Origin of the sequence: Bordetella sp. N (assembly GCF_001433395.1) — a bacterium.
Taxonomy (GTDB): Bacteria; Pseudomonadota; Gammaproteobacteria; order Burkholderiales; family Burkholderiaceae_B; genus Bordetella_C.
Window position 1 is genome coordinate 634,407 of record NZ_CP013111.1, and the last position, 16,384, is coordinate 650,790.

Below are 16,384 nucleotides of genomic sequence, written 5' to 3' on the forward strand. Positions count from 1 at the left end.
TGCGAAAGATGTCCTTCGATCTGGTTTACTGGGTCTTAGGGCATACAAACAGAGATTGAACTGAAGAGTTTGATCCTGGCTCAGATTGAACGCTAGCGGGATGCCTTACACATGCAAGTCGAACGGCAGCACGGACTTCGGTCTGGTGGCGAGTGGCGAACGGGTGAGTAATGTATCGGAACGTGCCTAGTAGCGGGGGATAACTACGCGAAAGCGTAGCTAATACCGCATACGCCCTACGGGGGAAAGCGGGGGATCGTAAGACCTCGCACTATTAGAGCGGCCGATATCGGATTAGCTAGTTGGTGAGGTAAAGGCTCACCAAGGCGACGATCCGTAGCTGGTTTGAGAGGACGACCAGCCACACTGGGACTGAGACACGGCCCAGACTCCTACGGGAGGCAGCAGTGGGGAATTTTGGACAATGGGGGAAACCCTGATCCAGCCATCCCGCGTGTGCGATGAAGGCCTTCGGGTTGTAAAGCACTTTTGGCAGGAAAGAAACGGCGCCGGATAATACCTGGCGCAACTGACGGTACCTGCAGAATAAGCACCGGCTAACTACGTGCCAGCAGCCGCGGTAATACGTAGGGTGCAAGCGTTAATCGGAATTACTGGGCGTAAAGCGTGCGCAGGCGGTTCGGAAAGAAAGATGTGAAATCCCAGAGCTTAACTTTGGAACTGCATTTTTAACTACCGAGCTAGAGTGTGTCAGAGGGGGGTAGAATTCCACGTGTAGCAGTGAAATGCGTAGATATGTGGAGGAATACCGATGGCGAAGGCAGCCCCCTGGGATAACACTGACGCTCATGCACGAAAGCGTGGGGAGCAAACAGGATTAGATACCCTGGTAGTCCACGCCCTAAACGATGTCAACTAGCTGTTGGGGCCTTCGGGCCTTGGTAGCGCAGCTAACGCGTGAAGTTGACCGCCTGGGGAGTACGGTCGCAAGATTAAAACTCAAAGGAATTGACGGGGACCCGCACAAGCGGTGGATGATGTGGATTAATTCGATGCAACGCGAAAAACCTTACCTACCCTTGACATGTCTGGAAGATCGAAGAGATTTGATTGTGCTCGCAAGAGAACCGGAACACAGGTGCTGCATGGCTGTCGTCAGCTCGTGTCGTGAGATGTTGGGTTAAGTCCCGCAACGAGCGCAACCCTTGTCATTAGTTGCTACGAAAGGGCACTCTAATGAGACTGCCGGTGACAAACCGGAGGAAGGTGGGGATGACGTCAAGTCCTCATGGCCCTTATGGGTAGGGCTTCACACGTCATACAATGGTCGGGACAGAGGGTCGCCAACCCGCGAGGGGGAGCCAATCCCAGAAACCCGATCGTAGTCCGGATCGCAGTCTGCAACTCGACTGCGTGAAGTCGGAATCGCTAGTAATCGCGGATCAGCATGTCGCGGTGAATACGTTCCCGGGTCTTGTACACACCGCCCGTCACACCATGGGAGTGGGTTTTACCAGAAGTAGTTAGCCTAACCGCAAGGAGGGCGATTACCACGGTAGGATTCATGACTGGGGTGAAGTCGTAACAAGGTAGCCGTATCGGAAGGTGCGGCTGGATCACCTCCTTTCAGAGCGAAGCGTGATTGGTGTTAAGCGTCCACACTTATCGGTTGTTAATATGGCTGGATCGGTGGCAGGGCAGTAGAGAGCGAATCTCTTGTCTGTCATCCACAGCGGATCCGATGAAAAATTGGGTCTGTAGCTCAGTCGGTTAGAGCACCGTCTTGATAAGGCGGGGGTCGTTGGTTCGAATCCAACCAGACCCACCACGGTTTATGCGGCAACGTAGTGATACGGTGAAGCATGAATGGGGGTGTAGCTCAGCTGGGAGAGCGCCTGCTTTGCAAGCAGGATGTCATCGGTTCGATCCCGTTCACCTCCACCACTACTTTCTGTGTTCAACAGATGGGCAGTGGGGTTTGAATACCGGGTCCGCAAGGTCAAGAGTCTAACGTTTAGTGCTGCATCGCTTGGGCGATGAAGTCTTAAACGTTGGGTTTTTAATCCAATAGCTGTATATCGTTCTTTAACAATCTGGAAGAAGCAAAACGACAATGTGTTTGTCGAGTAATTCGTTAAATCGAATGAAAGGTGAATACGGGTTGTGATTGCAATCATAAAGTTCTAAAGCAATTTGGAACGGCACAAATGCGATGTCATGTCAGACATACAGTGAATTGTGAAGGTTAGTTGTTGGTGCTATAGCCATTAGCGTTATAGGATCAAGTGACTAAGTGCATATGGTGGATGCCTTGGCGATCACAGGCGATGAAGGACGTTGTAGCCTGCGAAAAGCTGCGGGGAGCTGGCAAACAAGCTTTGATCCGCAGATATCCGAATGGGGAAACCCACCGTCGCAAGACGGTATCCATGAGTGAATACATAGCTCATGGAGGCGAACCGGGTGAACTGAAACATCTCAGTAGCTCGAGGAAAAGAAATCAACCGAGATTCCGAAAGTAGTGGCGAGCGAAATCGGAACAGCCTTTACGTTTTAGCGCATGGGATAGTCGAACGGAATGGAAAGTCCGGCCGTAGCAGGTGATAGCCCTGTAGACGAAATCTCGTGTGTGGAACTAAGCGTAAGAAAAGTAGGGCGGGACACGTGAAATCCTGTTTGAAGATGGGGGGACCATCCTCCAAGGCTAAATACTCGTGATCGACCGATAGTGAACCAGTACCGTGAGGGAAAGGCGAAAAGAACCCCGGAAGGGGAGTGAAATAGATCCTGAAACCGTATGCATACAAACAGTAGGAGCCTCCTTGTGGGGTGACTGCGTACCTTTTGTATAATGGGTCAGCGACTTACATTCAGTGGCAAGCTTAACCGATTAGGGAAGGCGTAGCGAAAGCGAGTCCGAATAGGGCGATTCAGTCGCTGGGTGTAGACCCGAAACCAGATGATCTATCCATGGCCAGGTTGAAGGCACGGTAACACGTGCTGGAGGACCGAACCCACTAATGTTGAAAAATTAGGGGATGAGCTGTGGATAGGGGTGAAAGGCTAAACAAATCTGGAAATAGCTGGTTCTCTCCGAAAACTATTTAGGTAGTGCCTCAAGTATGACTGCGGGGGGTAGAGCACTGTTATAGCTAGGGGGTCATGGCGACTTACCAAACTATGGCAAACTCCGAATACCCGCAAGTCCAGCTTGGGAGACAGAGCACCGGGTGCTAACGTCCGGACTCAAGAGGGAAACAACCCAGACCGCCAGCTAAGGTCCCCAATTATCGCTAAGTGGGAAACGAAGTGGGAAGGCATAGACAGTCAGGAGGTTGGCTTAGAAGCAGCCACCCTTTAAAGAAAGCGTAATAGCTCACTGATCGAGTCGTCCTGCGCGGAAGATGTAACGGGGCTAAGCGATAAACCGAAGCTGCGGGTGTGCATTTCGATGCACGCGGTAGGAGAGCGTTCTGTAAGCCTGTGAAGGTGGCTTGTAAAGGCTGCTGGAGGTATCAGAAGTGCGAATGCTGACATGAGTAGCGATAAAGGGGGTGAAAAGCCCCCTCGCCGTAAGTCCAAGGTTTCCTGCGCAACGTTCATCGGCGCAGGGTGAGTCGGCCCCTAAGGCGAGGCAGAGATGCGTAGCTGATGGGAAACTGGTTAATATTCCAGTACCGTCGTACAGTGCGATGGGGGGACGGATCGCGGAAGATCATCAGGGTGTTGGAAGTCCCTGTTGCTGCATTAGAGAGGGCGCTTAGGCAAATCCGGGCGCATGACTCAAGGGTGTGGCACGAGCGAACATGTTTCGCGAAGTGATTGGAAGTGGTTCCAAGAAAAGCCTCTAAGCTTCAGCTGTACGAGACCGTACCGCAAACCGACACAGGTGGACGGGATGAATATTCCAAGGCGCTTGAGAGAACTCGGGAGAAGGAACTCGGCAAATTGATACCGTAACTTCGGGAGAAGGTATGCCCCGGTAGTGTGAAGCGCCTGCGCGCTGAGCATGATGGGGTCGCAGAGAATCGGTGGCTGCGACTGTTTATTAAAAACACAGCACTCTGCAAAGACGAAAGTCGACGTATAGGGTGTGACGCCTGCCCGGTGCCGGAAGGTTAAGTGATGGGGTGCAAGCTCTTGATCGAAGCCCCGGTAAACGGCGGCCGTAACTATAACGGTCCTAAGGTAGCGAAATTCCTTGTCGGGTAAGTTCCGACCTGCACGAATGGCGTAACGATGGCCACACTGTCTCCTCCCGAGACTCAGCGAAGTTGAAGTGTTTGTGATGATGCAATCTACCCGCGGCTAGACGGAAAGACCCCATGAACCTTTACTGTAGCTTTGCATTGGACTTTGAACCGGCCTGTGTAGGATAGGTGGGAGGCGCTGAAACCGAGTCGCTAGATTCGGTGGAGCCAACCTTGAAATACCACCCTGGTCTGTTTGAGGTTCTAACCTTGGTCCGTTATCCGGATTGGGGACAGTGCATGGTGGGCAGTTTGACTGGGGCGGTCTCCTCCCAAAGCGTAACGGAGGAGTTCGAAGGTACGCTAGGTACGGTCGGAAATCGTGCTGATAGTGCAATGGCATAAGCGTGCTTGACTGTGAGACTGACAAGTCGAACAGGTGCGAAAGCAGGACATAGTGATCCGGTGGTTCTGAATGGAAGGGCCATCGCTCAACGGATAAAAGGTACTCTGGGGATAACAGGCTGATACCGCCCAAGAGTTCATATCGACGGCGGTGTTTGGCACCTCGATGTCGGCTCATCTCATCCTGGGGCTGTAGCCGGTCCCAAGGGTATGGCTGTTCGCCATTTAAAGAGGTACGTGAGCTGGGTTTAAAACGTCGTGAGACAGTTTGGTCCCTATCTGCCGTGGGCGTTGGATACTTGATGGAGCCTGCTCCTAGTACGAGAGGACCGGAGTGGACGTACCTCTGGTGTACCGGTTGTCATGCCAATGGCATTGCCGGGTAGCTATGTACGGAAGAGATAACCGCTGAAGGCATCTAAGCGGGAAACTCGTCTAAAGATAAGGTATCCCGGGGCCTCGAGCCCCCTGAAGGGTCGTTCAAGACCAGGACGTTGATAGGTCGGGTGTGGAAGCGCAGTAATGCGTTAAGCTAACCGATACTAATTGCCCGTGAGGCTTGATCCTATAACCCTGATGGTTGGTCTGTGTGTAAGAGTGAGGTGACCTCTGCACAGGCGCTAACAACAACCCCCAACGATTGAAATGTAGTTTGATGTGGCATCGCGTGCGACGCGATCGCAATCCAGACTCACCCGAACACATAAGCGTTTGCTTCTTCCCAGATTGGTGTGCCTTGACTCGTTCAAGACACACAACCCTTTACGCCTGACGACCATAGCGAGTTGGTCCCACTCCTTCCCATCCCGAACAGGACAGTGAAACGACTTTGCGCCGATGATAGTGGACGGACGTCTGTGAAAGTAGGTCATCGTCAGGCACTTATTGCTCAAAACCCCGCTGGTAATCCAGCGGGGTTTTTGTTTTGTGCGAAAGAAAAAGATTCCATGAAGAAGCCCACCAGGTAAACCTGGTGGGCTTTTTTATTGCCTGATTAATATCCCCGGCCCATCGGGGACACCGCGGAGCCGGCTTTGCCGGTCCGCCGGTGTCGCCCCCTGGGGGGCCACGCGTAGCGTGGTACGGGGGAGCCGCTACCCTGGTGGGTTTTTTTTCGTCTACGACCTAGGTATTACGCGTAGTACGGACACACCTTTGCGCAAAAGTACTACCATGTTGACCAGGAGCACCCATAAGTGAGTAGGGTAGTAAATCAGAAATGTCCTGCTGTCGCCCTAACCCTGGAGACAGCCGGATCACCGATATCACGGATTATTAAATGATTGACGCAGACAACATCGAAGTCCCGAGCAAGCCGAGCAAGTGGTACAGCATCCTGTACGTGCAGGTGATCATCGCCATCATCATCGGCATCCTGCTAGGCCATTTCAAACCCGACCTGGGCGAGGCCATGCGCCCCCTGGGTGACGGCTTCATCAAGCTGGTCAAGCTGATCATCGCACCGGTGATCTTCCTTACCGTCGTCACCGGCATCGCCGGCATGAGCGACCTCAAGCGCGTGGGCCGCGTCGCCGGTAAAGCCTTCATCTACTTCCTGACGTTCTCCACACTGGCGCTGATCGTCGGCATCCTGGTGAGCCACGTGGCGCAACCGGGTGTGGGCATGCACATCGACCCCGCCACCCTGGACGGCAAGAAGGTGGCCGACTACGTGACGAAGGCGCACGATTCGACCATCACCGGCTTCCTGATGAACATCATCCCCAGTTCGCTGGCCGGTCCGTTCGTCACGGGCGACATCCTGCAGGTCCTGTTCGTGTCGGTGCTGTTCGGCGTGGCCCTGGCCCTGGTGGGCGAGCGTGGCCGTCCCATCTACAACCTGCTGACGTCCCTGAGCATCCCCGTGTTCAAGATGGTCGCCATCCTGATGCGCGCGGCGCCCGTCGGTGCCTTCGGCGCGATGGCGTTCACCATCGGTGCCTATGGCATCAAGTCGGTGATCAACCTGGCCGCCCTGGTCGGCACGTTCTACGCCACCTCCATCCTGTTCGTGGTGGTCGTGCTGGGTGCTGTGGCCCGCTACAACGGCTTCTCCATCCTGAAGCTGGTGCGCTACATCCGTGAAGAGCTGCTGCTGGTGCTGGGTACCAGCTCCTCCGAAGCCGCCTTGCCTTCGCTGATGCAGAAGATGGAACGCGCCGGCGCCGCCAAGTCGGTGGTTGGCCTGGTGGTGCCCACGGGTTATTCCTTCAACCTGGACGGCACCAACATCTACATGACGATGGCCGCGATGTTCATCGCCCAGGCCTGCGACATTCATCTGACCTGGGGCCAGCAGATCCTGCTGCTCCTGGTCGCGATGGTGAGCTCGAAGGGCGCCGCCGGCGTGACCGGTTCCGGCTTCATCACCCTGGCTGCCACCCTGACCGTGATTCCGGACCTGCCGGTGGCCGGCATGGCGCTGATCCTGGGTGTGGACCGCTTCATGTCCGAGTGCCGCGCGCTGACCAACCTGGTCGGCAACGCCTGCGCCACCGTCGTCGTGGCTCGCTGGGAAGGTCAGCTGGACAAGAACGCCCTGGACGCCGCGCTGGACGGCAACCCGCTACCCGCGCCGACGACCACGCCGGCAACGAGCGGATCGCACTGATCGCATGACGGCCACCGCGTGACGGCCACGGCTTAGTCACCGGTACCCGCTACTCGTAGAAGGGCCACGTCGCTGACGTGGCCCTTTTGCAATCCGTCGCCAAACCGGTGCGCGAGCCGACACCGCATTTGGGCGCGACAGCGTTATTTCGCACGTAGCGGCTCTCTCACTGAGATCGGATTACCCTGCCATATCCAGGACCACGCGGCCTTCTATCTGCCCCGCGTGCATCCTCTGGAAAATCTGATTGATATTTTCCAACTTATCGGTGGACACGGTGGCCTTGACCTTGCCTTCGCTGGCGAAAGCCAGGGACTCCTGCAGGTCAAGACGTGTGCCAACAATGGAGCCCCGTACCGTCGTGCCATCCAGCACCATGTCGAAGATCGACAGGGAGAATTCCCCCGGCGGCAGTCCATTGAGCGCCACCGTGCCGCCGCGCCGCACCATCCCCAGGGCCTGCTTGAACGCGATGGGCGAGACCGCCGTCACCAGCGCGCCGTGAGCACCGCCGATCTGTTTCTTGATGTAGGCGGCCGGATCGCCTTCCCGCGCGTTCACCGTCACCGTGGCGCCCAAGGCCCGCGCCAACGCCAGCTTGTCGTCGTCGATATCCACCGCCGCGACATTCAGTCCCATGGCGCGGGCGTACTGCACCGCCATATGCCCAAGCCCGCCCACGCCGGAGATCACCACCCAATCGCCGGGCCGGGTGTCGGTCATCTTCAGGCCCTTGTAGACCGTGACACCGGCGCAGAGTATCGGCGCCACGTCGACGAAGCCGACGTTATCCGGCAGCAGGCCGACATAATTGGCATCCGCCAGCGCGTATTCGGCGAAGCCGCCGTTGACCGAATAGCCGGTGTTCTGCTGCGTTTCGCATAGCGTCTCCCAGCCGCCCAGGCAGTGCGGGCAGTGGCCGCAAGCCGAATACAGCCATGGGATGCCCACGCGGTCGCCTTCCTTGACGTGGGTCACGCCCGCGCCGGCGGCCACCACATAGCCGACGCCTTCATGGCCCGGCACGAAGGGGGGATTCGGTTTGACCGGCCAGTCGCCTTCCGCGGCATGCAGGTCGGTATGGCACACGCCGCAGGCCTCGATCTTGACCAGCAACTGGCCCGCGCCCGGCCTGGGCACGGCGATTTCGCGGATTTCCAGCGGCTGGCCGAAGGCGGTGACCACCGCGGCTTTCATGGTTGAATTCATGGTGCAACTCCCTGCGTTCAGAATGGCGCGTCGATATCAACGACGTCGACCAGCTTGTGATTGACGAATTCGCGTATGCCCAGGCCCAGCAGTTCGCGGCCGTAGCCGGAATTACGGATGCCGCCGAAGGGCAGGTCGGCTTTCACCATGGTGGGGTGATTGACGAAGACCATGCCGGTGGAAATCTGCTCGGCCACTTGCGCGCCGCGTTTGACGTCGGTGGTGAAGACCGAACCGCCCAGTCCGAACGGCGAATCGTTGGCGATGCGGATGGCGTCCGCTTCGTCCTTGGCGCGGAACAGCATCGACACGGGGCCGAAGAATTCCCAGTAGCGCGCAGGATTGTCGTCCGTCACGTTGGTCAGGATGGTGGGTTGCACGAAAGCGCCCTTGGTCGGCACCGGCGGGCCAACCTCGGTGGCGACGGCGCCGTTGGCCACCGCCATGGCGATGCGTGTCTTCAATTCATCGGCGGCCGCTTGCGACGATAACGGCGCCAGCGTGGTCGCGGCATCGAAAGGATCGCCGCAGCGCAGCTTGGCGACGCCGCCGGTGTAGCGCTTCAGGAACGTGTCGTACACCTCGTCGACGATGATCATGCGCTTGGACGACACGCACACCTGGCCGCCATTCCAGTGCCGGCCGAACACGGCCCAGTTCACGGTCTTCTCCATATCGGCATCGGCCAGCACGACGAAGGCATCGGCCCCACCCAGTTCCATGGTGGATTTCTTCAGGGCCTTGCCCGCCTGCGCGGCGACCACGGAACCCGCGGCTTCCGATCCGGTCAAGGCGACGCCGCACACGCGCGGGTCGTTGATGATCATGTCGATCTGCGAGCGCGTGGCGTACAGATTCTGGAAAGCGCCCTTGGGCAGTCCGGCCTGCAGCATCAGTTTCTCGAACGCGGCGGCGCATTGGGGCACGTTGGACGCGTGCTTCAGCAGCATGGTGTTGCCGGCCGACAGTTGCGGCGCGATGATGCGGGCGATCTGGTAGTAAGGAAAATTCCAGGGCTCGATGCATAGCAGCACGCCCAGCGGTTCGTGCTTGAGGACTGCCACTCCCTCCGCCACGGTGGCGACCGGGAGCTTTTCCGGCTTGAGCAGGTCGCGGGCGTTGCGGGCGTAGTAATCGAAGATATCGGCGGCCAGCGCCACTTCGGCCTTGGCTTCGCCGATCAGCTTGCCCATCTCCAGGGTGAGGAACTCCGCATAGCGCTCGCTGTCCGCGCGCAGCAGCTCGGCTGCCTTGTGCATGATCGCCGCGCGCTCGTCGAAGCTCGTCAGCTTCCACGAGAGAAACGCATTGTGGGCGTTGTCGATGGCCGCGCTGATGTCGCTGTCGCGGGCTTCCGGAAAGGAGGCGAGCTTCTCGCCGGTGTACGGATTGATAGTCGCGTAAGTCATAGCGTTTACTCCGTTGCCGCCGCTGGCGTCGGGATGGCGCAGCGGTCGGATTTCGAAAAAGGTTCTCCGGGCGTTTAGCCGGCTTCCTTCAGGGTCTGGACCATGGCCGTCAGCACCGCCAGGGCGTCGCCGTAGACCATCGCGCAGTTGTCTCCGCAGAACAGCAGGTTCTCGACACCCGCGTAGCCCTTGCCCTGGCCGCGCTTGATCACATAGGCCTGGTGCGCCAGGTCCACGTTCAGAATGGGCATGCCGTAGATGGGGGAGGATTTGTCCGTGCGCGCGGCGGGATTCACCACGTCGTTGGCCCCGATCACAAGCGCGACGTCGGTGCTGGCGAAGGACTCGTTGACGTCCTCCATGTCGTAGATCATGTCGTAGGGGACGCCGGCTTCGGCCAGCAGCACATTCATATGCCCGGGCATGCGGCCGGCCACGGGGTGGATGGCGAATTTCACGTCCACGCCGGCGGTTTCCAGCGCCTTGACGAATTCGTAGAGCTTGGCCTGGGCCTGGGCGACGGCCAGCCCGTAACCCGGCACCACGATCACGCTCGACGCGTAGCGCATGGTGAGGGCGGCGTCGCTGGCATCGGCCGACTTCATCTGGCTTGCCGTCAGGCCCGGCTGCGCGCTGGCCGCGCTGCCCCCCGCGCCTGTGTCGCCGAAGTTGCTGAAAAGGACATTGGTCAGCGAACGGTTCATGGCTTTGGCCATGAGCAGGGTCAGCAGGGTGCCCGCGGATCCCACCACCATGCCGGCGATCATCAGGGCGGGATTGGCCAGCGCATAGCCTTCCAGCGCGACCGCCAGGCCGGTGAAGGCGTTGTAAAGGGAGATCACCACCGGCATGTCCGCGCCGCCTATGGGCAAGGTCATCAAGATGCCGAACGCCAACGCGCACAGGAAGAAGCCGGGCAAGGCCAAGGGGCTCGTGTCCGTGGTGGTCAACGACCAGACGCCCAGTGCCAGCGCGGCCAGGAAGACCAGACCGTTGACGATGCGCTGGCCACTGAAGCGCCAGGGATTAGGGATCTTGCCGTCGAGCTTGGCCCAGGCGATCAGCGAACCGGACAGGGAGATGGAGCCTATCAGCGCGCCCAGCAATGTCATGGCCAAGGGCAGCGCGCTTTCCGCCACGGCTGCGTGCTGCTGCCCCAGCAGTTCAACCGCGCCCACGGCCGCGGCGGCGCCGCCGCCCATGCCGTTATAGAGCGCCACCATCTGCGGCATGGCGGTCACCGCCACTTTGCTGCCGCTGCGCCATGCGACAGCGGTGCCCAGGGCAAGCGCGGCCAGCGCCAATGCCAGGTTGGTCCAGACTTGGGCGGGCGCGACCGTCGAGGGGCCGGCCAGATAGACGAAGCTGGCGAGCACGGCTACCAGCATGCCGATGCCCGCCAGCTTGATGCCGCGCACCGCGGTCTGGGGCGAGGACATGCGCTTCAGGCCCAGGATGAACAACAGGGCGGCGGAGAAGCCGCCGGCATCGACGATCAGCGACAGCACGTCTTACTCCTTGGGCGCCGGCGGGGCGCTGGGCTTGAACATGGCCAGCATGCGGTCGGTGACCACATACCCGCCCGCCGCATTGGCGGCGCCCAGCGCGACACCGACGAAGCCGATGGCTTGCATGAGCGGCGTGTCCGCCTGGAACAGGGCGTGCAGGGCGCCGACCACCACGATGCCGTGGATGAAGTTGGAACCGGACATCAGCGGCGTGTGCAGAATGGATGGCACGCGCCGGATGACTTCGTAGCCGGTGAAGGCCGCCAGCATGAATAAATAGACGGCGACCAGCCAGCCCATCGCAAGTTCATTGCTCATTGCGCGACCTCATGTTGTTGGCTCGCCTGCAGCACTGCGTTGGCCGCGGCATTGCGGATTTGCCCGGCGTGGCTCAGCAAGGTGCCCGCGATCACGTCGTCTTCGGTATCCAGCGCCAGCGCGCCGTCCTTGACGATCAGGTCCAGCAGCGCGAGCAGGTTCTTGCCGTAGAGTTCGCTGGCATGCTGGGCCAGCGTGGAGACGACGTTGAGCGGCGCGACGATGGTGACGTTGCCCACGCGCACGGTCTGTCCGCACACCGTGTCTTCGCAATTGCCGCCGCTTTCGGCGGCGAGATCGACGATGACGCTGCCGGGTTTCATGGCCGCGATCTGGGCGCTGGATATCAGTTTCGGCGCCGCGCGGCCGGGGACGTTCGCGGTGGTGATGATCATGTCGGCCTGCTGGATGTGTGTTGTCAGCACCTCCGCGGCGTGGGCCTGTTCCTCGGCGGTCAGGTCACGCGCGTAGCCGCCCTGGCCGCGTGCGTCGACGCCGGTGTCGATAAAGCGGGCGCCGACTGACTGGGCCTGCTCGCGCGTTTCAGGGCGGACGTCATAGCCTTCGGTGACGGCGCCCAGGCGATGGGCGGTAGCCAGCGCTTGCAGTCCGGCGACGCCCAGGCCCATGACCAGCACGCGCGCGGCGCGTAGCGAGCCGACAGCGGTGGTCATCATGGGCAGGATGCGAGGCAGCGCCAATGCGCCGAGGAGCGGGGCCAGGTAGCCGGCCAGCGTGGCCTGGCTGGACAATACGTCCATGGACTGGGCGCGGCTGATGCGCGGCACGTTTTCCATGGCGAGCGCGGTGATGTTCCGCTGGCAGAGCGCCTTTAACAGCGGTGCGTTCTGGCCGGCGTAGAGCAGGCCGATCAGCAGCGCGCCGGGCTTCATGGAAGCGATTTCTTCCATGGCGGGCGGGCGCACGCAGAGCACGATGTCTGCTTGCGTCAACAGCGTGGCGCGATCGTATTCGATGTGCGCACCGGTGTAGGCCGCATCAGGAAAATCCGCACCCAGCCCGGCCCCGGCTTGCAGCCACAGTTCGACACCCAGCTTGTTCAGTTTGGGTATCAGCGCAGGCACCAGCGCCACCCGCCGCTCACCTGGCTGAAGCTGCTTGAGAACCGCGATCCTGAGGGTCATTGAGTAGGCCTCCCTGTCCAACAGCAGAGTAGGCCCGCGCGCCCGGAGGCGCTTTGACTCAAATCAAAAATGGCGGAGGGGGTGCCACATCAGATGGAATTGATGCTGTGCGCCGTCGTAATAAACGATGCGACCCTTCAGAACATCCATGCCCACCGCACCCAGGTTCACCATGACCTTGCCGCCGTCCGTGTGCCTGGGAATGACGGGCAAGGATTCGAAGGTCAGCCCATTGATCTTCAAGTCGACCAGCCGCATCTGTCCGCCGTCCGGAAGTTCGGCCTTGAATATGTCCATGGTCTTCGGGCTATTCCCTCCCATGGGCTTCGCTGCCACCAGCGCCGCCTGGATGGTGGTGCGAGCCGCGCCGGAATCCACGAGCAGCGGAATGATGCTCTGATCGAGTTCCGCCGAAATCCCGACGATGTACCAGGCGTTCTGGATGGCTACGCCTCGATGGACATCCAGGCCGTTGGCGTTGCTGCTGTCGAAGGAGGGGCTCGTAAAGAAGCAGTTCGCTTCGAAGTCCAGGATGGTGACGTTCTTTCCCGCGAGCAGTTGCGGGCTGAGGATGCCGGCGTAGCCGTCTTTGGCGAGCGCCGAATCGGTCATGAAGTCGAAGTCCTGTCGTAAGGCATGGCCGTGGTGATCGGCCACGGTTGCCTGCACCCGGCGCACCTCGCCCATGCCGGCGATGGCCAGCTGATGCTCGACGGCCGAGCCGGGCTTCTCGTCGAGCAAGGACGCGTCCCACAGGCTATGCCTGTTGGAGCCCGTGTCCAGCACCATCCTGGCGGGCTTGCCGTTGATAAGGACCCGCACGGCGGGATTGGCCTTGGTCTGCATATCCTCGTACTGGATCGCACTCTGGAATTGCACCGGAACCGCGGTCAGGTCCCTGACGCACTCTTGCTCAGCTGCGTTCGCATGAAGAGGCAGGCCCACTGCCGCCAAAATAAGGGCGCGTTTGATCTTGATGGTGGTCATGGTGACAAGGCCGGATCGACGCACGGTTCGTGCTGATGGCAGTCCGTGGCGGATTCGGGCTAAGCGTTCCGGGTGGGGGAGGCAATCTTTCTCATCGAAGTTGTTAAGAACCGGGAACGAATGGGGATGCCGCGTAACTGATCGCTGTCACTTTTTACGTGTGCGGGGATCAGGAATGCCAGTAACGCCTTTGTCGAGCAGCAATATGGTGTGGGGCCTTGCCCCCGACAGCCACGCGCCGCATCCCATCCTGTGCACCGACAAGGTCCTGACCCCGTGGCTGCCGGGTTCATTGCCCACGATCCAGTACGAGCGCATGCATACGGTCTTGAAGCGCGTATCGGACGATCCGAACGGACGTACCCTGCTGCACGCCTACGCGACCTGGGCCACGCTGCGCGACAAGCGGCCCGACATCATCTGGCGCGAAGGCCAACGCCATGCCAACGCAACGACCACGCCAGCAGGCGCCGGCGGCGGCATCGGCTGGCAGGTGGACCTGGACTTCCTGGCGCAGGCGACACTCGCGCAGGCGCTGAAGGAATTGGCGGATCGCTACAAGGACATCACCCAGGTGCAATTCCAGGATCCCTACGCCTGCCTGGGCATGAACCATACGCTGCACACCATCGACCCCCAGCAGGAGCGCTCATGGAATGACTGGCTGACAGCCGGTCCCGACGGCGAACCAAGGCAGGCACGCCAGCGCGCCATCGAGCGCATGCGCGCGTGCCTGATCGAGATGCGCTGCTACGGCGGCCTGGATCATGCGCGTTTCCTGGATCTGCTGCTGACCCTGAGCAAGGCCCGCGAACGCACGCCGTGCATGCACATGTGCCTGGACCTCGCTTATCTTGAGCTGGACAGCATCCCGCCCATCCCCCCGCAGGTGGACGCCGTGAACCTGTCGGGCAACGTCCTCGACAACTGGAACAATCTACCGGGGTGGCTGCGCAGCCTGGACCTGCGCGGCCACCGCGGCTCGTGGCCGCGGGACGTCGCCTTGCCCGCGGAACTGGTCGAGCTGGATCTGTCGGGCAGCGATCTGACCACCGCGCCGCCCGCCTTCCTGGACAGGCTGCGCCCGCTGCGCCACCTGTCCATGCTGTCGCTCAGGGATACCAATATCCGAGTGCTGCCCGGGATGACGAATACGGTCAGGTCACTGGACATCCGCGACAACCACTTCCGCGCGATTCCCGCCAACCTGCCGTCCGGCCTGGAGTTTCTGCACGCGAGCGGCAATCCGTTGCAGGCCCTGCCGGCGGATATGCACGGCCTGCCGGCGGACTTGCGCTGCATGTATCTGCAGTCGGCCTCGACCCAGGGGCTGGAGGTGCCCGAGGGCTTGCGGCGCAATACGCGTTTGTATATTGACCTCGTGCCCACGACTGGCGCGGGCATCACGCCATTGGAAACCACCTTGCGCGACCTGCTGGGCGTCTTCCTGAACTGCGCCGATGGCTGCTTCCCAGCGGACGCGCGGCGCTACCAAGAGGCCGCCGCCCGCTGGGATACGCTATGCCGCGAACTGGTCGACGACCCGGACCGCGGGGTCGAGGTCTTCGCTTTCCGCGCCTTCCTCAAAGGCCTGGCACAGGCTCCCGCCTACCTCAAACATGAAAAATTCCGCCAGGGCGTACAAGCGTGGATCATCGATCTGGCGAATCGCAGAGGCCTGCTGGATACGACTCTGGGCGCCTGCCTGGAAGCCACCGAAAGCTGCGGCGACCGCGTCGTGTTTGCCTTCAATCGCCTGATGATCCATCGCTTGAACTGCGATATCGAGGACGGCTTGCTGGATGGCGACATCGCCCGCGTGATCGATATCGCCAGGCAGGTCTACAGCATGGGTGTATTGGACGATGTCGCGGCGCGTTTGCTGTACGAGATCCGCCGCGATTCGATCGAAGCCGTCGTCCATCGGGCAGGGCGCCCAGGCTCTCTGAATGCCGACATCATTGGCGCGCCCGAGGTGCTCAACGAGATCCGCGAGCTGGAGCACCGCATCGACACGCGCACCCATCACGATTTCGTGCTGGACGAACTGGAGCTGCGGCTGGCGCTGCTGTGCCTGGTGAGCGACCCGGATGCCTTGGACTTATGGGCGCTGGCGCCGGAGCGCGCGTCGGTCGTGTCCAGCCAGATCGATGGACAGCGGGTGCGGCCGCTGGCCGTGGCCGAGGTGCGGCGGCGGGGCGCGTTGGAATTTCCGGCTTTTCTGGCGGCCGATTACGCGCCCTGGTCCAGCCTGCTGAAACGGCGCGCCGCGGATGAATACGCGCGGGCCGAGGCGGACTTGCACGAGTCAGTGGCGGCGACCACCTTCGACGCCGAGGTCGATGCCGCCGCGCAAGCGGTGACCCAGGGCCTGGACGACAGCAACGTGCGTGACGATGCCCGCAAGGACGCGGGGGTGATGGTCACGCGGCGGCTGCGGTTGCAGGCTTTGCTGCCGGTGACCTTGCGCTTTTTGAATGAGGTGGCGGTGAACGGCGGGCCGATCGAGCTGCCGTTCGGTTGCAGGCTGAGTGCTGAGCCCGCTAGTGAGCCTGATACGACGCCCGACGGGCTGGCCCCCGCGCAGGCGGGCTGGCAGCGGGCCTGAGCCGTCAGGGCCGATGCGAGGAGCATAGCCAGG

Annotated in this window: 8 protein-coding genes, 2 tRNA genes and 3 rRNA genes; 7 read left to right on the forward strand and 6 right to left on the reverse strand. The window is 60.6% G+C overall.

Features of this window, described 5'->3' with window-relative positions; genetic code table 11:
- Positions 1–57: 57 nt before the first annotated feature.
- The 6 genes from ASB57_RS02725 to ASB57_RS02750 all read left to right on the forward strand — a co-directional run bounded on the left by ASB57_RS02725 (position 58) and on the right by ASB57_RS02750 (position 7,167).
- A 16S ribosomal RNA gene (locus ASB57_RS02725) occupies positions 58–1,588 on the forward strand.
- 124 nt (positions 1,589–1,712) lie between these two features.
- Positions 1,713–1,789 (forward strand) — tRNA-Ile (locus tag ASB57_RS02730).
- Between the two features lie 40 nt (positions 1,790–1,829).
- Positions 1,830–1,905: transfer RNA gene (locus ASB57_RS02735), tRNA-Ala, on the forward strand.
- A 335-nt stretch (positions 1,906–2,240) separates the two neighbouring features.
- Positions 2,241–5,123 (forward strand): 23S ribosomal RNA (locus ASB57_RS02740).
- Positions 5,124–5,323: 200 nt separating this feature from the next.
- Positions 5,324–5,436 (forward strand): 5S ribosomal RNA (gene rrf, locus ASB57_RS02745).
- The 16S, 23S and 5S rRNA genes sit together here with 2 tRNA genes alongside, the layout of an rRNA operon.
- Before the next feature lie 399 nt (positions 5,437–5,835).
- A complete protein-coding gene (locus ASB57_RS02750; protein WP_057650350.1) occupies positions 5,836–7,167 on the forward strand; it encodes a dicarboxylate/amino acid:cation symporter in 1,332 nt (443 codons plus the stop codon).
- Between the two features lie 180 nt (positions 7,168–7,347).
- Here ASB57_RS02750 and adhP read toward each other — a convergent pair whose 3' ends face one another.
- The 6 genes from adhP to ASB57_RS02780 all read right to left on the reverse strand — a co-directional run bounded on the left by adhP (position 7,348) and on the right by ASB57_RS02780 (position 13,743).
- Positions 7,348–8,376: an alcohol dehydrogenase AdhP gene (gene adhP, locus ASB57_RS02755; RefSeq protein WP_057650352.1), complete on the reverse strand. Its 1,029-nt coding sequence runs from the start codon at positions 8,374–8,376 to the stop codon at positions 7,348–7,350.
- A gap of 17 nt (positions 8,377–8,393) precedes the next feature.
- Positions 8,394–9,785, reverse strand: a complete 1,392-nt coding sequence (locus tag ASB57_RS02760; RefSeq protein ID WP_057650354.1) for an NAD-dependent succinate-semialdehyde dehydrogenase — start codon at positions 9,783–9,785, stop codon at positions 8,394–8,396.
- Between the two features lie 74 nt (positions 9,786–9,859).
- Complete coding sequence (locus ASB57_RS02765; protein WP_231755324.1) at positions 9,860–11,293, reverse strand: NAD(P)(+) transhydrogenase (Re/Si-specific) subunit beta; 1,434 nt, start codon at positions 11,291–11,293, stop codon at positions 9,860–9,862.
- Positions 11,294–11,296: 3 nt separating this feature from the next.
- Complete coding sequence (locus ASB57_RS02770; RefSeq protein WP_057650356.1) at positions 11,297–11,611, reverse strand: NAD(P) transhydrogenase subunit alpha; 315 nt, start codon at positions 11,609–11,611, stop codon at positions 11,297–11,299.
- Positions 11,608–12,756, reverse strand: a complete 1,149-nt coding sequence (locus ASB57_RS02775; protein WP_057650358.1) for an NAD(P) transhydrogenase subunit alpha — start codon at positions 12,754–12,756, stop codon at positions 11,608–11,610. Before ASB57_RS02775 ends, ASB57_RS02770 begins: the two co-directional genes overlap by 4 nt.
- A gap of 63 nt (positions 12,757–12,819) precedes the next feature.
- Positions 12,820–13,743, reverse strand: coding sequence for a hypothetical protein (locus ASB57_RS02780; protein ID WP_057650360.1), 924 nt, complete (start codon positions 13,741–13,743; stop codon positions 12,820–12,822).
- A 175-nt stretch (positions 13,744–13,918) separates the two neighbouring features.
- On the opposite strand from ASB57_RS02780, the gene ASB57_RS02785 reads away from it, so the two are divergent.
- The gene (locus ASB57_RS02785; protein WP_156414044.1) at positions 13,919–16,351 is read left to right on the forward strand and encodes an NEL-type E3 ubiquitin ligase domain-containing protein; all 2,433 of its coding nucleotides are present in this window, start codon (positions 13,919–13,921) and stop codon (positions 16,349–16,351) included.
- Positions 16,352–16,384 lie beyond the last annotated feature (33 nt).